This window comes from Streptomyces sp. NPDC001443 (assembly GCF_053597355.1).
This window is the reverse complement of sequence record NZ_JBSFIA010000035.1, coordinates 25,079-44,688: the sequence shown is the minus strand read 5'-3', so window position 1 is coordinate 44,688 and position 19,610 is coordinate 25,079. Positions and strand designations below refer to the sequence as shown.

At 72.9% G+C, this 19,610-nt stretch carries 18 protein-coding genes; 14 read left to right on the top strand and 4 right to left on the bottom strand.

Going from position 1 to position 19,610, the window contains the following annotated elements; genetic code table 11:
• The first annotated feature begins 275 nt into the window (after positions 1 to 275).
• The 3 genes from ACWC24_RS30310 to ACWC24_RS30300 all read left to right on the top strand — a co-directional run bounded on the left by ACWC24_RS30310 (position 276) and on the right by ACWC24_RS30300 (position 5,053).
• Positions 276 to 1,538 (top strand): PucR family transcriptional regulator, encoded by a 1,263-nt coding sequence (locus ACWC24_RS30310; protein WP_450666074.1) that lies wholly within the window; start codon positions 276 to 278, stop codon positions 1,536 to 1,538.
• Between the two features lie 88 nt (positions 1,539 to 1,626).
• The gene (locus ACWC24_RS30305; protein WP_450666073.1) at positions 1,627 to 2,295 is read left to right on the top strand and encodes a lipoprotein; all 669 of its coding nucleotides are present in this window, start codon (positions 1,627 to 1,629) and stop codon (positions 2,293 to 2,295) included.
• A 208-nt stretch (positions 2,296 to 2,503) separates the two neighbouring features.
• The gene (locus ACWC24_RS30300) at positions 2,504 to 5,053 is read left to right on the top strand and encodes a discoidin domain-containing protein (RefSeq protein WP_450666072.1); all 2,550 of its coding nucleotides are present in this window, start codon (positions 2,504 to 2,506) and stop codon (positions 5,051 to 5,053) included.
• 73 nt (positions 5,054 to 5,126) lie between these two features.
• On the opposite strand, the gene ACWC24_RS30295 is transcribed toward ACWC24_RS30300, so the two are convergent.
• Positions 5,127 to 5,960, bottom strand: a complete 834-nt coding sequence (locus ACWC24_RS30295; protein ID WP_450666071.1) for a lysozyme — start codon at positions 5,958 to 5,960, stop codon at positions 5,127 to 5,129.
• Between the two features lie 157 nt (positions 5,961 to 6,117).
• On the opposite strand from ACWC24_RS30295, the gene ACWC24_RS30290 reads away from it, so the two are divergent.
• Positions 6,118 to 6,753, top strand: coding sequence for a hypothetical protein (locus ACWC24_RS30290; protein ID WP_450666070.1), 636 nt, complete (start codon positions 6,118 to 6,120; stop codon positions 6,751 to 6,753).
• A 55-nt stretch (positions 6,754 to 6,808) separates the two neighbouring features.
• On the top strand, positions 6,809 to 7,417 hold the full coding sequence (locus ACWC24_RS30285; protein WP_450666069.1) for an exonuclease domain-containing protein: 609 nt from the start codon (positions 6,809 to 6,811) through the stop codon (positions 7,415 to 7,417).
• Between the two features lie 4 nt (positions 7,418 to 7,421).
• Here the strand turns inward: ACWC24_RS30285 and ACWC24_RS30280 are convergent, their stop codons facing one another.
• On the bottom strand, positions 7,422 to 8,042 hold the full coding sequence (locus ACWC24_RS30280; protein ID WP_450666068.1) for a GNAT family N-acetyltransferase: 621 nt from the start codon (positions 8,040 to 8,042) through the stop codon (positions 7,422 to 7,424).
• On the bottom strand, positions 8,039 to 9,625 hold the full coding sequence (locus ACWC24_RS30275) for a hypothetical protein (protein WP_450666067.1): 1,587 nt from the start codon (positions 9,623 to 9,625) through the stop codon (positions 8,039 to 8,041). Before ACWC24_RS30275 ends, ACWC24_RS30280 begins: the two co-directional genes overlap by 4 nt.
• 203 nt (positions 9,626 to 9,828) lie before the next feature.
• On the opposite strand from ACWC24_RS30275, the gene ACWC24_RS30270 reads away from it, so the two are divergent.
• From ACWC24_RS30270 to ACWC24_RS30230, 9 genes are all read left to right on the top strand, one after another.
• Positions 9,829 to 10,515 carry a TetR/AcrR family transcriptional regulator gene (locus ACWC24_RS30270; RefSeq protein ID WP_450666066.1) on the top strand — a complete coding sequence of 229 codons (687 nt, stop codon included), beginning with the start codon at positions 9,829 to 9,831 and terminating at the stop codon, positions 10,513 to 10,515.
• Positions 10,516 to 10,522: 7 nt separating this feature from the next.
• Positions 10,523 to 11,302, top strand: a complete 780-nt coding sequence (locus ACWC24_RS30265) for an SDR family NAD(P)-dependent oxidoreductase (RefSeq protein ID WP_450666065.1) — start codon at positions 10,523 to 10,525, stop codon at positions 11,300 to 11,302.
• A 20-nt stretch (positions 11,303 to 11,322) separates the two neighbouring features.
• The gene (locus ACWC24_RS30260; protein WP_450666064.1) at positions 11,323 to 12,363 is read left to right on the top strand and encodes an NAD(P)-dependent alcohol dehydrogenase; all 1,041 of its coding nucleotides are present in this window, start codon (positions 11,323 to 11,325) and stop codon (positions 12,361 to 12,363) included.
• 193 nt (positions 12,364 to 12,556) lie between these two features.
• Positions 12,557 to 14,071, top strand: coding sequence for an ATP-binding protein (locus ACWC24_RS30255; RefSeq protein ID WP_450666063.1), 1,515 nt, complete (start codon positions 12,557 to 12,559; stop codon positions 14,069 to 14,071).
• Positions 14,068 to 14,490, top strand: a complete 423-nt coding sequence (locus tag ACWC24_RS30250) for a roadblock/LC7 domain-containing protein (RefSeq protein WP_450666062.1) — start codon at positions 14,068 to 14,070, stop codon at positions 14,488 to 14,490. The genes ACWC24_RS30255 and ACWC24_RS30250 overlap by 4 nt, the downstream gene beginning before the upstream one ends.
• On the top strand, positions 14,487 to 14,846 hold the full coding sequence (locus tag ACWC24_RS30245) for a DUF742 domain-containing protein (protein ID WP_450666061.1): 360 nt from the start codon (positions 14,487 to 14,489) through the stop codon (positions 14,844 to 14,846). The genes ACWC24_RS30250 and ACWC24_RS30245 overlap by 4 nt, the downstream gene beginning before the upstream one ends.
• Positions 14,821 to 15,426 carry a GTP-binding protein gene (locus ACWC24_RS30240; protein ID WP_450666060.1) on the top strand — a complete coding sequence of 202 codons (606 nt, stop codon included), beginning with the start codon at positions 14,821 to 14,823 and terminating at the stop codon, positions 15,424 to 15,426. The genes ACWC24_RS30245 and ACWC24_RS30240 overlap by 26 nt, the downstream gene beginning before the upstream one ends.
• Entirely contained in the window at positions 15,423 to 16,661 is a 1,239-nt protein-coding gene (locus ACWC24_RS30235) for a cytochrome P450 (protein ID WP_450666059.1), read from the top strand. Before ACWC24_RS30240 ends, ACWC24_RS30235 begins: the two co-directional genes overlap by 4 nt.
• Complete coding sequence (locus ACWC24_RS30230; RefSeq protein ID WP_450666058.1) at positions 16,658 to 17,890, top strand: cytochrome P450 family protein; 1,233 nt, start codon at positions 16,658 to 16,660, stop codon at positions 17,888 to 17,890. The genes ACWC24_RS30235 and ACWC24_RS30230 overlap by 4 nt, the downstream gene beginning before the upstream one ends.
• Positions 17,891 to 18,034: 144 nt before the next feature.
• Here the strand turns inward: ACWC24_RS30230 and ACWC24_RS30225 are convergent, their stop codons facing one another.
• Positions 18,035 to 19,579: a helix-turn-helix domain-containing protein gene (locus ACWC24_RS30225; RefSeq protein ID WP_450666057.1), complete on the bottom strand. Its 1,545-nt coding sequence runs from the start codon at positions 19,577 to 19,579 to the stop codon at positions 18,035 to 18,037.
• Between the last annotated feature and the right edge of the window lie 31 nt (positions 19,580 to 19,610).

Below are 19,610 nucleotides of genomic sequence, written 5' to 3'. Positions count from 1 at the left end.
CGGACGGGCGGCACGAGGGGGGCGGCGGGGTACGGGACAGTGCGCGGCGGGTAGGGGGACACGACGGGACCACCGGCCGCACGACCGGCCGCACGACTGGGTTCGAAGGAGAGGGAGTTCGCGGGGGTGCGCAGGCTGTTCCCGCGAGAAACACACTGTTACCGTCGGTAGCCCACAGGAAACCAGCTCGTCACGACAGTGCGGTAGTGGCCGGGCGTCAACGTGACCACCGCGTCGTTGTGGCCCGGCGACAGCGGCCGGACGGGAGGGTGCCCATGACCGTCGTCCACGGACCCGAGCCGGTCGCCGCGATCCTGCGGGCCATGGCCGCCGACACGGATGTGTGCGGCGAACTGGTCCGCGCGGCCCGCACCCGCTCGCCGGCGCTGGCCAGGCTCGCCGAGGCGGAGACCCGCTCGCACGTCACGGCGATGGTCCGTGCGGCCGGCTCCTGGTTCACCGCGCTGGACCGCGCCGAGGCGGCGCAGCCACTCGACCCGGCCGGGACGCTCGGCTCGTTCACGGCCGTCGAGACGCTCGAGGGGGTCGGGTCGGTCGAAGGGGTCGAGGCCGTCGAGGCGCAGGACTTCAGCGCGGCCCTGCTGCTGGGCGCGGACCGGGCCGGTCAGGGAGTGCCGGTGACCGCCGTGCTGCGGGGTGTGCAGGCCGCGCTGACCCGGGCGGTGGAGATCACCGTGGACCGCTGCCGTTCGGCGGGCGTCTCCGACGGCACGCTCCTCACGGTGGTACTGCGGCTGAAGGAGTACGGGGACGCGCTGGAGCGGCACGTCGTGCACGGCTACCGGGCAGCCGAGGGCGCGGCACCGGACGGGGCCGACGCCTCCCGGGCCAGGTTGCTGCGGCAGTTGCTGGTCGGCGGGATCGTCCCGGACCCGCAGGACCTGGCTCGGGCCGGGGTGCGGCCGAACGCCGAGGGCCTGCTGCACTGCTTCGCCGCCGCCCCGGCCCACCCGCACACGCTCCGCTTCCCGCACGCGGTCACGGCGCGGCTGGACGGGCACCTGGCGGGCCTCGGCCCTCGTCCACCGACGGCCGGGGAATGGGCGCCGGGCGCTCTCGTCATGGTCGCACCGGCCGCTCCCCCGGCCGGGCTGAGCGCCCTGTACGGGTTGTGCGTACGCGCCGTGGATCTCGCGGGCCGACGGGGACGGCACGGGCTGTACGAGCTCACGGACTTCGCCGCCGAGATCGCCCTGGCCGACCAGCCGCTCCTGGGCGCCCAGTTGAGCCGCCGCCTGCTCGGCGCGCTCGACCCCGAGGACGGCTTCCACCGTCAACTCGCGCGCACCGCACTCACGTTCCTCGACTGCGGCCGTCGGCTCGACCAGACCGCGGCGGCGCTGTTCACCCACCCCAACACCGTGCGCTACCGGCTCGGCCGGCTCCAGCAGATCACCGGCGGATCGCTCGCCGACCTGCCGCCCGCCGGGAGTTCCGGGCCGGTGCACGCGCTGCACTGGTGGTGGGCGCTCACCACCTGGCTGGGGGTGGACGGGGAGTCGCCCGCCCGCCCCTGACCGGACGCCGCCGCCCGCGCCCGCCCCGCCTTTGGCCTGCCCCGCCCTCGGCTACGCTGATCCACCGGGATCGAGGGGAGACACATACATGCAGGTCGGGGCAGGGATCAGACGGCACGGATGGGCGCAGCTCCTGGTGCTGACGGCGGCGTTGGCGGCGTGCGGCCAGGACGCGGATCCGGAGCCGGACGCCAAGCCGTCGGCGCGGGCGTCGACACGGACCGCCACGGCCGGGGCCACGGCGACGGCCGTCGCGAGCGGTGCCACCGTCGGCGCCCCGGGATCGGCCTGCGCGCTGCCCGTCAGCTTCGCCACCGTCCGCGACTGGAAGGCCGAGGCGATCGACAACTCGGCTGCGGACAGCGGGGAGTTCGGCGATCTGGCGCTGCGTCAGGGGCCGGTCACGGCCGTGTGCGAGATCGACGCCAAGCCCGCCGGGAACATCGGTTTCCTGCGCGTGTTCACCGGCCCGCCGGGCGACGCCGCCATCCGTTCCGTCCTGGCGGCCTTCGTCGCGGCCGAAGGCAAGGTCAGCGAGGTGAAGTACAGCCCCTTCAAGACCGGCGGCCTCGACGGTGTCCAGGTGGAGTACCTCTACTCCAGCGAGTTCCTGGACGAGCCGAAGCAGGAGAGCGCCCTCGCCGTCGCCACGCCCGAGGGTCCGGTCGTCCTCCACCTCGGCGGACTGGACACCGAGGAGCACAAGGCGATGCTTCCCGCGCTCGAACTCGCCCGGCGCACCCTGCGCGTCGGCTGACAGCGGGTAGTCACGGGCACCCCGGAGCGTGACACCGGGGTGCCCGTGTGGTCCGCCGCTCGGGATTTTCCGTTCCAGGGTCTTGCCGCCGTGTTGCGTCACCACTTAAATCAAATCCTGAACTAAGGCGCCCCACAAGTGCGTTCAGTGCGTTCACGTGCGATCAAGCGCGTTCCCCATTTTTGTCGCACCCGCAGAAAGCCAATCCATGAGACTCAGACTCAGATCCCTGGGTGTCGCGCTCGCCGCCACGGCAGCGTTGGTCACCCTCCCCGCCCACACCCCGGCGAGCGCGGCGGAGACGCCGCTGTCCCAGGGCAAGGCGGTGACGTCGTCGTCGGACGAGAACGCCGGCACCCCCGCCGCCTACGCCGTGGACGGCAACACCGCGACCCGCTGGTCCTCCGGCGCGAGCGACGACCAGTGGCTCCGGGTCGACCTGGGCGCCACGGCCTCGGTCACCCAGATCGTCCTCAACTGGGAGGCGGCCTACGGCAAGGACTACAAGGTCCAGATCTCCGCGGACGGCAGCACCTGGACCGACCTGAAGTCCGTCACCGGCGGCGACGGCGGCACGGACACCCTCGACGTCACCGGCCAGGGCCGCTACGTCCGGATGCTGGGTGTGCACCGCGCGACCCAATGGGGCTACTCCCTCTGGGAGTTCCAGGTCTTCGGCAGCACCGGCACCAGCCAGCCCGGCACCTGTTCCACGGCGAACGCGGCGCAGGGCAGGCCGTCCTCCGCCTCCTCGACGGAGAACGCGGGCACTCCCGCCTCCGCCGCGTTCGACGGTGACGCCGGTACCCGCTGGTCCAGCCAGGCCGCGGACCCGCAGTGGCTCCAGGTCGACCTCGGCTCGGTGCAGACCCTGTGCAAGGTCGATCTGACCTGGGAGGCCGCCTACGCCAAGGAGTTCCAGCTCCAGGCCTCCACGGACGGCCAGACCTGGACCACCCTGAAGAGCGTGACCGGCGCGACCGGCGGCTCGGCCTCCTACGACGTCAGCGGCTCGGGCCGCTACCTGCGCGTCAACGGGACGGTCCGCGCGACCCCGTACGGCTACTCGCTGTGGGAGGTCGCCGTGCACACCGGCTCCGGGAGCGTCCCGCCCGTCCAGGGCGGCGGCGACCTGGGCCCGAACGTGATCGTCGTGGACCCCTCGACGCCCAACCTCCAGCAGAAGTTCGACCAGGTCTTCGCCCAGCAGGAGTCCAACCAGTTCGGCAGCGGCCGTTACCAGTTCCTGCTCAAGCCGGGGACGTACAACGGCATCAACGCCCAACTCGGCTTCTACACCTCGATCTCCGGCCTCGGCCTCAACCCCGACGACACCCAGATCAACGGCGACATCACCGTGGACGCGGGCTGGTTCAACGGCAACGCCACGCAGAACTTCTGGCGTTCGGCGGAGAACCTCGCGCTCAGGCCCGTCAGCGGCGATGACCGCTGGGCCGTCGCGCAGGCCGCGCCGTTCCGCCGCATCCACGTCCAGGGCGGCCTCAACCTCGCCCCGAACGGCTACGGCTGGGCGTCCGGCGGCTACATCGCCGACTCGAAGATCGACGGCACCGTCGGCCCGTACTCGCAGCAGCAGTGGTACACCCGGGACAGCTCGGTCGGCGGCTGGACCAACGGCGTCTGGAACATGACCTTCACCGGTGTCCAGGGCGCCCCGGCCACGAACTTCGACAGCGGCCCGTACACCACGCTGGACACCACCCCGGTCTCGCGGGAGAAGCCGTTCCTGTACCTCGACGGCAGTGACTACAAGGTGTTCGTGCCCGCCAAGCGCACCAACGCGCGCGGGGTGTCCTGGCCGGCCAACGCGGGCGGCACCTCGCTCCCGCTCAGCCAGTTCTACGTCGTCAAGGCCGGCGCCACCGCCGCCACCATCAACGCGGCGCTCGCCCAGGGCCTCAACCTGCTGTTCACGCCCGGTGTGTACCACCTCGACCGGACCATCGACGTGACCCGTGCCAACACGGTGGTGCTCGGTCTCGGACTGGCCACCCTGGTGCCCGACAACGGCGTCGACGCGATGCACGTCGCGGACGTCGACGGCGTCCGGCTGGCCGGCTTCCTGATCGACGCCGGGTCGGTCAACTCCGACACCCTGCTCCAGATCGGCCCGGCCGGTTCGAGCGCCGACCACTCCGCCAACCCGACCACCATGCAGGACGTGTTCGTCCGGATCGGCGGGGCGGGCCCCGGGCTGGCCACCAACTCCGTCGTGGTCAACAGCGACGACGCCATCATCGACCACACCTGGCTGTGGCGTGCCGACCACGGGGACGGCGTCGGCTGGGACACCAACCGGGCCGACTACGGCCTCAAGGTCAACGGCGACGACGTGCTGGCCACCGGCCTGTTCGTCGAGCACTTCAACAAGTACGACGTGCTGTGGAGCGGCGAGCGCGGCCGGACGATCTTCTTCCAGAACGAGAAGGCGTACGACGTGCCGAACGCCGCCGCCGTCACCCACGACGGCATCGTCGGGTACGCGGCCTACAAGGTCGCCGACACGGTGAACGAGCACGAGGCGTGGGGGCTGGGCAGTTACTGCAACTTCACGACCGACTCCACGATCGTGCAGGCCCACGGCTTCCAGGTGCCGGTCAAGAGCGGCATCAAGATGCACGACCTGCTGGTGATCTCGCTGGGCGGCAAGGGGCAGTACGCCCACGTGGTCAACAGCACCGGTGCGCCGACGTCGGGGACGGACACGGTTCCCTCGAAGGTCACCCTGTTCCCGTGACCCGGAGTGGGTGACAGGTGATGACGTACGCCCCGGGACGGACATGGCCGTCCCGGGGCGTACGGCGTCCGGGTCACCCGGTGGCGAGGGCCTGCACCTTCTCCGGACCCCCGTTGAACCTGTCGTGGTCGCCGACCGTGGGGCCGGACGACGTGTACTGCCACATCGCGTGGGACGACCAGCCGGCCGGCAGGGCGCCCACGCTCGAGGCGTACCGGGCGATCCACAGCGGGTTGCTGGCGCCGAAGCCGCTGTAGTCGCCGGTGCACTGGGACCACCAGCTGGTCGCCGTGTAGATCACGGCGTCCCGGCCGGTGCGCTCCTCGTACGTCTTCAGGAAGTCGCGGATCCAACCGACCATGCCGCTCTTCGACTTGCCGTAACAGGCGTCACCGTACGGGTTCCACTCGATGTCCAGCACGCCGGGCAGCGTCCTGCCGTCGTCGGACCAGGCGCCGCCGTGGTCGACGAAGTAGTTCGCCTGGCTGACGCCGCTGCCGGTGTCAGGGGTGGCGAAGTGGTAGGCGCCGCGGATCATGCCGACGTTGTAGGCGCCGCTGTACTGCTGGGCGAAGGACGGATTCTGGTAGGACGTGCCTTCCGTGGCCTTGGTGTACGCCCATCTGACCCCGCTGTTCCACAGGGTCGTCCAGGCCACGTCGCCCTGGTAGCTGGCGACGTCCACCCCCTCGCTCTGCGAGGACTTGGTCTCGACGGGGATGCCGTCCTGGCCGTCATGGGCCACGACTCCCATGCCCATGTAGGCGCCGCCCCGTTCCACCGAGCCGTCGCCCTGCTCGGCCACGGCGGGGGGTTGGACGAGTGAGCACGCGCCGACCAGCAGGCCGGTGACCAACAGTCGGGTGCGGCCGATCGCCGCGATCGTGGGTAGTCGCACGGAACCCATCTGAACCGCTGCGGCCCGTGACCGCATCTCGGATGCCGCCTGATGGGGCCACAGCGGCCGCGCCCGGTCCGAATGGCCGCGGCCGGGTCGCGGGGCCGGTGGGGCGTGCCGACGATGGATGCGACCCCCTCCGCCAGCACCGCCGAGGACACCCCCCATGACCCGTATCCCCTTCGCAGCCGCCTCCAGGTCCTCCAGGTCACGTCGGCCGGTTCCGGCCGCGGCGGCCCTCGCCTGTGCCGTCGTGCTCGGCGCCCTCGCCGGCTGTGGCGGCGGTTCCGAGTCCAACACCCCGGCGGGCGGCACGTCCGCTCCGGTCACCGGCTCGTTCTCCGGTCAGCCGCCGTCCGCCCTGGCATCCGCGGCGTCGTCCGCGGTCGCCTCCGCCAAGGCCTCCGCGTCCGCGGCCGTCTCCTCCGCCGCCGCCCGCGCCTCGGAGTTCGAGGCCTCGGTGGACGCGGACACCGCCCGGGCGAGCGAGACCGCGAAGAAGGCCCTGGCGAACGTCCAGGGCAGCGGGAACGCCACCTCCGAGGTCGCCATGAGCGGGGTTCCCAAGGCGCAGACCGGAGGCGTGCTGGCGGTGCTGGTCCGCATCACCAACAAGACCAAGGCGAAGGCCTCGTACGCGGTGCAGGTCGATTTCGTGGACAAGGACGGCAAGGTGGTGGAGACCCGGTACGTCGGCGCGGAGGACCTGGCGCCCGGCGCGAAGAAGGAGCCGATCGCGTTCAGCAGGCAGTCCGTCAGCATGGACGTCACCGCCAAGCTCGCCAAGGCGCAGCGCTACTGACGCCCGCCGGGAAAACCAGGTGATCCGCGCGCGGCCGGTTCCCTAGCCTGAGGGCATGGACACCACGGACGCCGACGGGCTGCTGAACGTGATCGACCTGGAGGCGACCTGCTGGGACGGGCAGCCGCCGCCCGGGGCGGTGAGCGAGATCATCGAGATCGGGCTCACCGTGGTCGACCTGCGCGCCAAGGAGCGCACGGAGCGGCACCGGATCCTGGTGCGGCCCGAACGGTCCACGGTCTCGGCGTTCTGCACCGAGCTGACGGGACTCACCCAGGACGAGGCCGACCGGGGGGTCGGCTTCGCCGAGGCCTGCCGGACGCTGTCCGAGCGGTACGCGGCGGGCGTGCGGCCGTGGGCGAGCTGGGGCGACTACGACCGGCGCCAGTTCACCCGGCAGTGCCGGGCGCAGGGCGTGGCGTATCCGCTCGGCCACCCCGCCGAGCGCACGCACACCAATGCCAAGGCGGTCTTCGCCGCCGCCTACGGGCTGCGCGGGCGGCCGGGCATGGCGCAGGCGCTGCGGCTGGCAGGGCTGCCGCTGGAGGGGCGGCACCACCGGGGCGAGGACGACGCCTGGAACATCGGTGCGCTCGTGCTCGACCTGGTGGCGCGGGGTGCCTGGCCGGTCCCCGCGCCGGGGTCGGCGCCGGGGACCGGGTGAACGGTCAGCGGGTGTCGGTGGTCCGGCCCAGATAGGTCAGCGGGCCCGGGTCCGGCACCGGGATCTCGTGGAAGCCGAGCCGGTCGTAGAAGGCGCGGGCGTCGGTGTTGGCCGTGACCATGCCGAGGTGGACGGCCGGGACGCCCCTGTCGTGCAGGGCGTCGAACAGGGTGTGCATCAACTGTCGGCCGTACCCGCGTCGTTGGAACTCCGGGAGCAGGTCGATGTGCAAGTGGGCCGGATATTCCTTGAGTTCGGAGAGGACCATGCGCTCGGGCCGGTGCAGTAGGCCGATCATCTCCTCGGTCGGTGTCGTGGCCGGTCCGGCGAGCGGCGGGTACCGGCCGGCGACGCGCGGGATCCAGCGGTCGCGGACGTCCAGGGCGAACCGCTCGGTGTCGGCGGTGCCGACGACGTATCCGCCGACGCCGCCGCTCCCGTCGTCGAGGATGAACGCGAGCCCGGGTTCGAGGTGACAGTAGGGGGCGGCGAACAGGGTCGACATCAGCCGCGTGTCGGGGTAGATGTGCCGGGAGTCGCCGCCGAGGTCCGCGGTGCGGGCGCACACGTCCGCGACACCGTCGTCGTCGGACGTGCGGTAGGAGCGTATGCGCGGCCCGCTCATGAGGTCGCCCCGAAGCCCTGCGTCGTGTAGGCGCATTCCGTGTAGATGTAGCCGGACTCCAGCTTGGCCGTGTCAGAGCCGGCCGATGCGGTGCTGTCATTCTTCGGCCGGTGCACGAAGTACGTTGTCCCGACCGGGAGTTGGATGGTGCGTTGCGGATACTTCTTGCCGCTGTCGCTGCACGGTTCGGCACCCAGCAGGGTGGCGCCGCCGAAGGGGTAGACGGAGCAGCTCCCGCAGGCCTTGAGCGTGAAGCTGCCGGTGACCGGGCCCGTGTACAGGACGGTGATCTCGTCGGGGCTGTCGTTCTTGACGGTGACCGAGATGCTGCCGCCGGAGCGGTTCGTCGGGACGTGCTTGCCCGCGGCCGGCAGCGTCTGGGCGACCTCCGCCGCGATGGCGAACTTCTTGGCCAGCGCGGCCTTCCCGGAACCCCGGTGGCCTGCCGCGTACGTGGTCATCGTGGTCTGCGCGTCCTCGAAGGCGCCGTCCTTGTACTGGTCGACGCCGCAGGTGTAGGTCCCCGCGTCGGCGCCGGACCGGGCCCGCCGCGCGTCCTTCGCGAGGGCGTCGCCGATGGCGGCCGGCGCTCCCGACAAGCCGTCTATCCGGGTGCTCAGGGTCTTCAACTGCTCGACGGCCGTGCACGGTTCCTTGCCGCGCAGGCCCTTCTCGGTGGTGCCGACGGCGGCGGCGACGGCCGGTTCGACCTTCGCGGCCTGCGCGGAGTCGGGGAAGCCGGTGAGCAGTTCGCCGAACCCGGCCGGCCAGGTGGCCTCACCGGTCGCCAGCGCGTCGGACGCGCACTCGTAGAGCGAGGTGGCCAGGCGGTCCTCGGGCCATTCGGCCAGGTCGCCGAGGTCCGTCCCGGGCAGCGACTTCGGCACCGTGCGCAGGTACTTCAGCGGGGCCACCGCGTCGCAGTAGTCGCCCGCCGCGTACGGGGCGCCGACTGTCGTGTAGAAGGTCCTCATCCGGCCGGGCACCCGGGTGGCCGCCCGCGAGCCGGGATGCTGCGCGCGCAGGTCGGCGTAGACGGCCAGCGCCTTGCGGTAGTCGGCCTGCGCGCTCTCGAAGTGTTCTCCGCCGGTCGACTTCACCAGCCGGTCGGCCTCGTCGAGGCGGTCGAGGAGCATCAGTTCGATCGCCTCGTCACGGGCGTTGTCGTAGAGCACGACGCCACCGGCCGGCGCGGCGAGCAGGACCAGTCCCAGCGCGAGCGCGAGGGGCGCGCGGGGCGGCCACGCCAGCCGGGTGCGCAGGCCCACGACCGCGCCGTGCGCGGCGGCGGCGAGCAGGAACAGGGCGTAGAGGACGAGTGCGGCCCCGGGGACGCCGTCCGGGTCGGCCGGCAGTGCCACGAGCAGCAGTACCGCGGTCGCGGCCCAGCAGAGCGCGGCCGGCAGCCATCTTCGGACGAGTGCGTAGCCGAGGCCCAGACCGCTGAGGTTGAGGACGGCCACCGCGACCGCCCGGACGCCGTCGGGTGGCACGGACGGCGCGGGGGGCACGGATGGTGGCGTCGGCGGCATCGGCGGCACCACGTAGTCACCTTGACGCGCGTCGTACCAGTCCCCGGACATGTCGGCTCCCCCTGTCAACTACGCCCGCATGTAAGCGAGTTGTCAGTCTAGGGGCGAAAGCGGCAGCTCGACAGTGCTGCCGGGGCCGCATGACGGCAGATGTGACGGGCAGCGCCGCCCGCAACCCCTCGATGTCCCCATGAGACAGATGTCTCGGCGGGTCTCATGTCCCATTGAGACATTACAGGTGTAGCCTCGTCCCCATGAAGGCAACGGAGCCCCCCATCGACCCGGCCGACGGCGGCACCCCCGAGGACCGTCGCACACGCAAGGCCCGGCAGACCCGCAACGCGCTGGCCGCCGCCGCCCTGGAGCTGATCCTGGAACACGGCCTGGCGACGACCACGGTGGAGGCGATCGCGGAACGCGCCGACGTCACCCGCCGTACCTTCAGCCGCCACTTCACCGGCAAGGAGGACGCGGCCCTCGACTTCGTCCGTGGCGACGGCGACGCCATCAACACCGCGCTGCGGGCCCGGCCCGCCGCCGAACCTCCGTTGCTCGCCTATCGCAGGGCGGTGCGCCGGTGGCTCGCCGACGAGGCGAACCCGGCCTGGCACCTGCGCCCCGAGATGCGGCGCCTGCTGGCCCTGGTGGACCGCGAGCCCGCCCTGTTCGCCGCCTACGAGCGCATCCGGGTCGACGCCCAGGAGGAGTCGGTCCGGATCATCGCCGGGCGGCTCGGCACCGACGACGTCCGGGACGTGCGCCCGGCCGTCGTCGTCGACGCCGCCGCCGGCGTCCTCACCGCCGCGCTGCGCCTGTGGGCGCGCGGCGCGGCCGACCACGACCCGTCGACCGGGGACCTCGCCGCCCTGGTGGAGCGGGCCTACGACGCCCTGACCTCGGAGGCCGCGGCCGCGGCCGCCGAAAGCACTACCGAAGAGTGAGCACAGCATGAGCACCACCCCCGTCACCGACCACGCCACCGAGTTCTCCGGCCGGACCGCGCTCGTCACGGGCGCCGCGTCCGGCATCGGCCTGGCCACCGCCCGCCGGCTGGGCGCCGGCGGCGCGAACGTCGTCATCGCCGACTACAACGCCGAGGGCGCCGAGCAGGCCGCCGCCGCACTCGGGGCGGAGGGCGTCAAGGCCGCCGCCGTGGCGCTGGACGTGACCCGGCCGCAGTCCGTCGAGGCGGCCGTCGCGTTCGCCGTCGACACCTTCGGCGGCCTGGACCTGGCCGTGAACAACGCCGGCATCGGCGGCCCGAGCGCCCCGACCGGCGCGTACGACATCGAGGCGTACGACCGTGTCGTACGCACCAACCTCGACGGCGTCTTCTACTCGATGCGCTACGAGCTTCCGGCCATCGAGGCGGGCGGCAGGGGCGGCGCGATCGTGAACGTCGCCTCCATCCTCGGCTCGGTCGCCTTCGCCGGCTCGGGCGCGTACGTCGCCGCCAAGCACGGCGTGGTCGGGCTGACGAAGACGGCGGCCGCCGAGTACGCCGCGCAGGGCATCCGCGTCAACGCGGTCGGCCCGGGCTTCATCGAGACCCCGCTGCTCAAGGGCATGGACCAGGCGGCCTACGACGGTCTGGTGGGCCTGCACCCGGCCGGCCGCCTGGGCCGCTCCGAGGAGGTCGCCGAGCTGATCGCCTTCCTGCTCTCCGAGCGCGCCTCGTTCGTGGCCGGCGGCTACCACCTCGTCGACGGCGCCTACACGGCCGTCTGAGCAGCGCAAGGAGATCCGCCATGAAGGCACTTCAGTACCGCACGATAGGCGCCCCGCCCGAGGTCGTGACCGTACCCGATCCCGAACCCGGCCCCGGCCAGGTCCTGTTGAAGGTCACCGCCGCCGGGGTGTGCCACTCCGACATCGCGGTGATGAGCTGGCCCGCCGAGGGCTTCCCCTACGGCCTTCCGCTCACCCTCGGCCACGAGGGCGTGGGCACGGTCGCCGCGCTGGGCGCGGGTGTGACCGGGGTGAAGGAGGGCGACGCCGTCGCGGTCTACGGCCCCCAGGGCTGCGGGACCTGCGCCAAGTGCGTGCAGGGCAAGGAGAACTACTGCCTGCGCGCCGAGGAGCTCGGCATCCGTCCGCCGGGGCTCGGCGCACCGGGTTCGATGGCCGAGTACCTGCTGGTCGACGACCCCCGGCACCTGGTGCCGCTGGACGGGCTCGACCCGGTCGCGGCGGTGCCGCTGACCGACGCCGGCCTGACCCCGTACCACGCGATCAAGCGGTCGCTGCCCAAGCTGGTGCCGGGGTCCACCGCGGTCGTGATCGGCGCCGGCGGTCTCGGACACGTCGCGATCCAGTTGCTGCGCGCGATGACACCGGCCCGGGTCGTCGCCCTGGACGTGAGCGAGGACAAGCTGCGGCTGGCGCGCGAGGTCGGCGCGCACGAGGCCGTGCTCTCGGACCCGCGGGCCGCGGCCGCGGTGCGCGAACTCACCGGCGGGGTGGGGGCGGAGGCCGTGTTCGACTTCGTCGGCGCGCAGCCCACCGTGACCACGGCCGCCGCCGTCGCCGCCGTCGAGGGCGATGTCACGATCGTCGGCATCGCCGGCGGTTCGCTGCCCGTCGGCTTCGGCAGCCTGCCCTTCGAGGTGTCGGTGAGCGCACCCTACTGGGGCAGCCGCGGCGAGCTGGTCGAGGTGCTGGCACTGGCCCGCTCGGGTGCCGTGTCCGTGCACACCGAGACCTTCTCCCTGGACGAGGCGCCGCTCGCCTACGAGCGGCTGCACGCGGGGAAGATCAACGGTCGCGCGGTGGTCCTGCCGCACGGCTGAACTTCAACTCATAGTCAGCACAAGGCAATTCAGACAGTCGGAACAGAACTGAACAGAGGTCGGGCAGTTTTGACCCCAAGTGCTCCTCGACCGTGCGAGAGCGGTCGATGACAGTGTGTACTGTGCTGCGAGCGCGCCTCGACAGCGGGGCTCGGCGCCCCTGCCCCGACCGACTTCCCCTGGAACCGATTCGATGATCGAATTACCGGACCTCGTGACCGGCGGACTCACCGCAGGCACCCTGTCCGCGCTCGCCCTCGGCGGCCTGTTGCTGCGGTCGCGGCGCCAACAGCACCGGCAGCGCCTGGAGATAACCTCCTTGCGCACCCAACTGGACGGCCGCTCCCGCGCCTTCACCGCCGAGGTCGAGCACCTCGCGACCCGGCGCCTGCCCGCCGCCGCCCGGCAGCCCGCCCACCGGCACATCACGGTCCCCGGCCCGCTCCGGACACAGACCGACGGAACCCCGCTGGGCATCGCGCTGGAGAGCGTCCTGGACGGGCTGCGCGCCGAACTGGCCGCACAGCGCACCCGCATCGACGCGGCCGCGCAGGCCGGTATGCGCGGCGCCACCCGGGAGATCCAGGCAGCCCTCTACCGGCTCCAGGACGCCTTACGCGCGCTGCAACAGCGGTACGACGACCCCGAGTTGACGCTGACCCTGTTCCAGCTCGACCACGAGAACGAGCAGTCGCTGCGCCGGGCGCAGGTCGCCGCGGTGGTCTGCGGAGCCTGGGTCGGACTGGCGCGCGAGGAGTCGCACCTGGTCGACGCCGTCACCGGCGGCCAGGCACGGGTACCCGGCTACCACCGGGTCAAGATCCACAACCATCTCCGGCCCGGCACCGCGCTGGTGTCGCACGCGGTCGAGCCCGCCGCCATCATCGTGGCCGAACTGCTCGACAACGCGCTGCGGCACTCCGCGCCGGACACCGACGTCGTGGTGAACCTGGAGCACGTCCACCACGGAGTGTGCGTCACGGTCGACGACGCGGGCCTGGGCATGACCGAGGACGAACGCGCCCGCGCCCAGCGGCTGGTGGGCGGCCGCGAACCGATCCTGCTGACCGACCTCGGCGACCCGCCCCGCATGGGACTGGCCGCGATCGGCCAGCTCACCCGGCAGTTCGACCTGACCGTGGACGTCTCCTCGCCCTCCCCCTACGGCGGCGTGCGCGCGGTGCTGCGGGTCGACAGCCACCTCCTCAGCCGCATCGACCCGGCCGAACGACCGCCGGCGGCCAGCGCCCCGCGCACCACACACGTCCCGCGGCGACCGGACCCGGCCGCCGCGGCACCCGCCACCGCCGCACCGGCCCACGCCTACGGGACCGACCCCGACGACGCCTCGACGTCCGGATCCGGGCACCACACCCCGGAGCACGAGGAGGCCCCGGCCGATCCGCGCGACACCGGCGGACTGCCGCAGCGCCGCCGCCGGCCGCGGGTGAGCGCCGCCGCCGAGGCCACGCCGCCCCGCCCGGCCCGCCGCCCCGAGGAGGCCGCCGCGGCGCTGGGCGCGCTCCAGTCCGCGACCGCCGCGGCCCGCGCCGAGGCCGCCCCGGACCTCGACGCCGTCCCGGACGCCGTACCGGAACCGGCACCGGAACCCGTCGCCGCGCGCCGGTCGGGGGAGGACCCCACCGACGCCACCGACACCACCGACACCACCGAACAGACCGACCACGAAGGAGGAACGGCTCGATGACCAGCCGCGACACGAGTGACATGGCATGGGTCCTGGAGCCGATCCTTCAGGTGCCGCACGTGGTGGCCGCCGTGCTGCTGACCAGGGACGGACTCGTCAAGGGATACACCGACGCGCTGTCCCGGCCGTCGGCGGAGCGGGTGGCCGCCATCACCAGCACCGTGCAGGGGGCCTGCCGGACCGCCGCGGCGGCGTTCGCCGACCGGGACCGGGCCGAGGTGCGCCAGGTCGTCATCGAGTCCGACCACGGCTACGTACTGATCGTGCCCACGGACCACGGCACCTGTGTGGCCGCGTACGGGGACCCGGAGGCCCGGCTCGACCTGCTCGGCCACCGGGTCCACTCCCAGGTGGCCCGGCTGGGCGAGAAGGCGATGGCCGCCGCGCCCCGGGGAGCCGACGGCGGCGCGCCGACATGACCGGCCGCCCAGGCGGCCGTCCCCTGGTTCCCGCGTACCTGTCGACCGGCGGAGCGGCGCGGCCCAGCCGACCCCATCTGGAGCGGCTGTCGGTGCTCACCGGCAGCGGAGAGTGCGCGCCCGCGGATCTGACGGCGGCTCAATTCGCCCTCCTGGAAGTCCTGGAGGACGGATCGCTGACGGTGGTGGAGGCGGCCGCGCTGCTGCGGCTGCCGGTCTCCGCGGTACGGGTCCTCACGGCCGCGCTCCTCGACCGGGGCCTGGTCCTGGCCCGTGCGCCGATCCCGGCCGCCGACCGGTTCGAACCCGACCTGCTGAAGAGAGTGGCCGATGGCCTCCGCGCCCTCAAGCACTAGTGGCATCCACCTGCCCGACACCGCCCGCGACCTGGTGAAGATCCTGGTCGCGGGTCCCTTCGGGGTGGGCAAGACGACACTCATCGACTCGGTGTCGGAGATCCGGCCGCTGCACACCGAGGAGCACCTCACCCAGGCGTCCGAGCAGGTGGACGACCTCGACGGGGTGCGGGAGAAGTCGACCACGACCGTCGCCATCGACTTCGGCCGGATCAGCCTGCCGGGCGGGGTCGTGCTGTACCTGTTCGGCACGCCCGGACAGGAGCGGTTCCGCTCGCTGTGGGACGACATCGCCTACGGGGCGCTGGGCGCGTTGGTCCTGGTCGACAGCCGGCGGATCGACGCGTCGTTCGACGTGCTGGGGCTGGTGGAGGAGAGCGGGCTGCCGTACGCGGTCGCCTTCAACGCCTTTCCCGACGCCCCGCGCCACCACACCCCCGAGCAGCTGCGCGCCGCCCTGGACCTGGAGCCGGGCACCCCGATGGTGACGTGCGACGCGCGGGACGCGAACTCCTCCCTCGACGCACTGCTCGCCCTGGTCGAGCACCTGATCGACCGTGACCCCCCGGAGAACCGGTGACCACCCTGCCCCCCGCCCAAGAGGCCTTCTCCCGCTCCGCGCCCGTACGGCTGTGGGAGGAGGGCTTCGCCCGAGATCCCGACCGCTACTACGCCGCGCTGCGCGCCCAGGGACCGGTCGGCTGGGGCGAACTCGCGCCGGGCGTACCGGCGTACGTCGTCACCGAGCGGCAGGCCGCGCTGGAGGTGCTGCGCGACACCGGCGCCTTCTCGCACGACCCCCGGGCGTGGGAGAACACGGTCCCGGACGACTCGCCCGTGCTCGGCATGATGCGCTGGCGGCCCAACGCGCTGTTCGCCGACGGCGCCGACCATGTCCGCTACCGCACCACGCTCATCGACGTCTTCGACGACGTCGAACCGCACGACCTGCGCTCCCGGGTGCACCGTGCGGTGAACGTGCTGGTGAGCCGGTTCGGGCCGGCCGGCCGGGCCGATCTGGTGGCGGACTTCTCGCGGCCGCTGATGGCGCTGGTCTTCAACAACCTGTTCGGGCTGCCCGACAGCCAGGGCGACCGGCTGAACCGGGGCCTCGGCAAGATGATGGAGGGCGGCGACCAGGCGGTCGAGGGGGAGGCCGAGTTCGCGCGGTACGTGCTGGAGCTCATCGCGGCCAAGGCCGAGCGGCGCGGCGACGACCTGCCCAGCCGGCTGCTGGACCATCCGGCCGCGCTGACCGCGGAGGAGGTCACCTGGCAGGTGTTCCTCACCCTCGGCGCCGGCTTCGAGCCGACCGCGAACCTGCTGTCCAACGCGCTGTCCAGGATCCTCGGCAACCCCCTCTACTACTCCACCCTCACCAGCGGGGCGCGACCGGTCATGGACGCGGTCCTGGAGGTGCTCCACCACGAGACGCCCCTGGCCAACTACGGCATCTACTACGCGGTCGAGCCGCTGGAGTTCCACGGGGCGTGGATCCGGGCCGCGGTGCCGGTGGTCGTCTCCTACGGGGCGCTCGGCCGCTTCGCCGAGGGCGAGGTGACCTCCGGGCGCCGTCCGAACGACGCCTCCCACCTCTCCTGGGGCGCCGGACCGCACACCTGCCCGGTACGGCAGCACACGCTGCTCATCGTGACCGAGGCGATCGAGCGGCTCACCCAGTGGCTGCCCGACGTGGAACCCGTGCTCGCCCGCGAGCGCCTGAGCTGGCGGCCCGGCCCCTTCCACCGCTCGCTGACCGCGCTGCCCGTCCGTTTCAGCCCCCGCTCCCCCGACCAGCCAGGAGACCCCTCATGAGCGTCACCGACCGCGTCGCCCTCGACCCGTTCGGCACCGACATCCCGGCCGAGAGCGCGCGGCTGCGCGCGCTCGGCCCTATCGTGCCGGTGGAGCTGCCCGGCGGCATCCCCGCCTGGGCGCCGACCGGCTACGACACCCTCAAGGAGCTGATCCTCGACCCCCGGGTCAGCAAGGACCCGCGGCTGCACTGGCGGCTGTGGCCCGAGGTCGGCGAGCACCCCGCCTGGGGCTGGATCCTGGGCTGGGTGGGCGTGGTCAACATGCTCTCCACCTACGGCGGCGACCACACCCGGCTGCGCAGGCTGGTGGCGCCGAGCTTCACCCACCGGCGCACCGAGGCACTGCGCCCCCGGGTCGAGGCGGTCACGGCGGAACTGCTCGACGCGCTGGCCGAGGCCGGCCGGGACGGCGGGACCGTCGATGTGAAGGAGGGGTTCGCGCACCCGCTGCCGCTGCGCATCATCTGCGAACTGTTCGGTGTGCCGGAGGAGTTGCGGGAGGCCACCGCCCGGCTCATCGCGGCCATCATGGACACCTCCGACCCGACCCCGGAGCACGCCGCCTTCGTGCAGGAGCAGATCGGTACGGTTTTGGGCTCGCTCATCGCCCATCGCAGCGAGCACCCCGGCGACGACCTGACGACCGAGCTGATCCGGGTGCGGGACGAGGACGGCGACCGGCTCGCCGACGACGAACTGCTCTACACCCTGCTGCTGGTGATCGGGGCGGGCTTCGAGACGACCGTGAACCTCATCGGCAACGCGGTCGTCGCCCTGCTGAAGGACCCCGCGCAGCTCGCGGCGGTGCGGTCGGGCGAGACCGGCTGGGACGCGGTCGTCGACGAGACGCTGCGGGTGCACCCGTCGATCGCCTCGCTGCCGCTGCGGTTCGCCGTCGAGGACCTGAAGGTCGGCGACGTGACGATCCCGGCCGGCGACGCGATCATCACCACGTACGCGGCCGCGGGTGTGGACCCCGCGCACTACGGGCCCGACGCGGACACCTTCGACGCCTCGCGCGGGGCCGACGACCATCTGGCGTTCGGGATCGGGGTGCACCGCTGCATCGGCGCGCCGCTGGCCCGGATGGAGGCCCTGACCGCGCTGCCCGCGCTGTTCGACCGCTTCCCCGGCCTGGCGCTCGCCGTCGACGCCGAGGAACTGCGCCAGGTGCCGTCGTTCATCGCCTTCGGCTGGCAGCGGATCCCGGTCCGGCTGCACGGCTGAGGGTTCGGAGCCCGCAGGGCCCACGGTGATACGCCGGGGCCGACCGGTCCCCCGTTCCGGTCGCGCCCCGGCGACTCCCCGAACCTATGTGGATGAGGTACGGGTTGTGAATCGCGGGCGTGCCCGGTGGGCGCCCCGCGGGACTCACCTGTGCACAAGTGCGCCCGGATGGCCCGTTTCCTCCGGGTGAGGCCGCGGGCCGAGGGCGGGCCGGTCGAGGTCGTCGGTGACCAGGTGGGCCAGGACGACCTCGTACAGATCGCTGCCCGCGGTCAGCAGCCGGCGTTCGAGTACCGGCTCGGCGCTGCGGACGTGCTCCCGTACGGTCTGGGCGTGGACGCCGATCCGCTGCGCGGCCCGTTCCGCGTTGCCGCCCGCGGCGAGCCAGGCGCGCAGGCTGCCGCGCAGGTCGCGGGCGTCGGTGTCCAGCCGGCCCAGCAGATCCTCGGCCCAGGTGCGCAGCGCGGGTCCGGTGAGCAGGTCGTCCAGGCGGGCGGGGGCCGGCCGCGCGACGGTCCCGTCCGGCGGGAGGCCGACCTGGGTGTTCAGTGCCAGGTGGACGGCGGCCCGGACGGTGAGCGCGGAGAAGTCCGTGCCCAGCAGGGACTCCACGCGTTCCATCCGGGCGCGGACGGTGTTGCGGCTGACGCCGAGGATCTTGGCCGCGTTCACGGCCGTGAACTCCAGCCCGAGCCGGGTGGTGGCGAGCAGTTCGGCGCTGGTGTGGTGCGCGAGCGTGTCGAGCGGGCGCAGCAGGGCCGAGGTCCAGGCCCGCAGCGCGGCCGGGTCCATCAGCCGCCCCGGATGCGTGCGCTCGGCGTACACCGCGGTGCGGTCCGGGCGGAAACGGGCGACGGCGAGGGCGCTGACCGCCTGTCCGTAGGCGGTGGCGGTGCACGCGAGGTTCTGCCGGGTGCTGCCGCCGAGGTAGGTGTCGGCGCGGCCGGCGATCAGTGCGCGCAGGTCTTCGCTGGTGGCCTCGCGGGGCGTGACGACGATGACGTGGGCGTCCATGGCGGGGCAGCGCACGACCAGGGCCTGTTCGCCGGTCGCCTCCACACACCGCTCGGCGAGTTCGTCGCGCTCCTCGGTGCGGCCCTCGACGACGTAGACGCCGGCCGTGTCGGTGTCGAGCAGGCCGGGCCAGAGCCCCGCGGCGACCCGGCGCGCCGAGACGGTGTCCTCCACCATGAGCAGCTGCAGGATGGCCAGCCGCAGATCGGCGGCGGCGCGCTGGAGCCGGCGCCCGGTCGTGGTCGTCCGGCGGGCCCGCAGCAGCACCTCGAGGACGGCCGCGGTGTGGGTGACGATCTCGGAGGCACGCCGGTCGAAGGGGCCGGCGCGCTCCACGGTCAGCAGGCCGGCCGAGGACCCGTGCTGGAGTTCGATCCTGACCAGCCGCAGATGGCGGCCGCTGCCCTGCCAGGCCGCGGAGGCGATCCGGCCGGCGACGACGTCGGCGGCCAGGGACTCGTCGGGAAGGGACACACCGGGGCGGGACGCGTCGGACGGGGGCTCGTCGGGGAGGGTGGCAGGCCCGGCGAGCAGGACGCCGGTGTCGTCCCGCAGGGACACGGTCGCGTCCACCGTGACGGCGAGCCAGTCGACGACCTTGCCGGCGTCGCGTGCGGCGGGACGCAGCAGCTCCAGAAGCTCCCGCGTCCATGCCGAGGTGTCGCCCTCCGTCATGCCGTCCTCCCTCCTCGGAACTCCGAACACC

What these genes read in the sequence shown, in the direction of transcription:
- ACWC24_RS30310 (WP_450666074.1), top strand. Translation starts at nt 276, where the DNA reads ATGACCGTCGTCCACGGACCCGAGCCGGTCGCCGCGATCCTGCGGGCC.
- ACWC24_RS30305 (WP_450666073.1), top strand. Translation starts at nt 1,627, where the DNA reads ATGCAGGTCGGGGCAGGGATCAGACGGCACGGATGGGCGCAGCTCCTG.
- ACWC24_RS30300 (WP_450666072.1), top strand. Translation starts at nt 2,504, where the DNA reads ATGAGACTCAGACTCAGATCCCTGGGTGTCGCGCTCGCCGCCACGGCA.
- ACWC24_RS30295 (WP_450666071.1), bottom strand. Translation starts at nt 5,960, where the DNA reads ATGGGTTCCGTGCGACTACCCACGATCGCGGCGATCGGCCGCACCCGA.
- ACWC24_RS30290 (WP_450666070.1), top strand. Translation starts at nt 6,118, where the DNA reads ATGACCCGTATCCCCTTCGCAGCCGCCTCCAGGTCCTCCAGGTCACGT.
- ACWC24_RS30285 (WP_450666069.1), top strand. Translation starts at nt 6,809, where the DNA reads ATGGACACCACGGACGCCGACGGGCTGCTGAACGTGATCGACCTGGAG.
- ACWC24_RS30280 (WP_450666068.1), bottom strand. Translation starts at nt 8,042, where the DNA reads ATGAGCGGGCCGCGCATACGCTCCTACCGCACGTCCGACGACGACGGT.
- ACWC24_RS30275 (WP_450666067.1), bottom strand. Translation starts at nt 9,625, where the DNA reads ATGTCCGGGGACTGGTACGACGCGCGTCAAGGTGACTACGTGGTGCCG.
- ACWC24_RS30270 (WP_450666066.1), top strand. Translation starts at nt 9,829, where the DNA reads ATGAAGGCAACGGAGCCCCCCATCGACCCGGCCGACGGCGGCACCCCC.
- ACWC24_RS30265 (WP_450666065.1), top strand. Translation starts at nt 10,523, where the DNA reads ATGAGCACCACCCCCGTCACCGACCACGCCACCGAGTTCTCCGGCCGG.
- ACWC24_RS30260 (WP_450666064.1), top strand. Translation starts at nt 11,323, where the DNA reads ATGAAGGCACTTCAGTACCGCACGATAGGCGCCCCGCCCGAGGTCGTG.
- ACWC24_RS30255 (WP_450666063.1), top strand. Translation starts at nt 12,557, where the DNA reads ATGATCGAATTACCGGACCTCGTGACCGGCGGACTCACCGCAGGCACC.
- ACWC24_RS30250 (WP_450666062.1), top strand. Translation starts at nt 14,068, where the DNA reads ATGACCAGCCGCGACACGAGTGACATGGCATGGGTCCTGGAGCCGATC.
- ACWC24_RS30245 (WP_450666061.1), top strand. Translation starts at nt 14,487, where the DNA reads ATGACCGGCCGCCCAGGCGGCCGTCCCCTGGTTCCCGCGTACCTGTCG.
- ACWC24_RS30240 (WP_450666060.1), top strand. Translation starts at nt 14,821, where the DNA reads ATGGCCTCCGCGCCCTCAAGCACTAGTGGCATCCACCTGCCCGACACC.
- ACWC24_RS30230 (WP_450666058.1), top strand. Translation starts at nt 16,658, where the DNA reads ATGAGCGTCACCGACCGCGTCGCCCTCGACCCGTTCGGCACCGACATC.
- ACWC24_RS30225 (WP_450666057.1), bottom strand. Translation starts at nt 19,579, where the DNA reads ATGACGGAGGGCGACACCTCGGCATGGACGCGGGAGCTTCTGGAGCTG.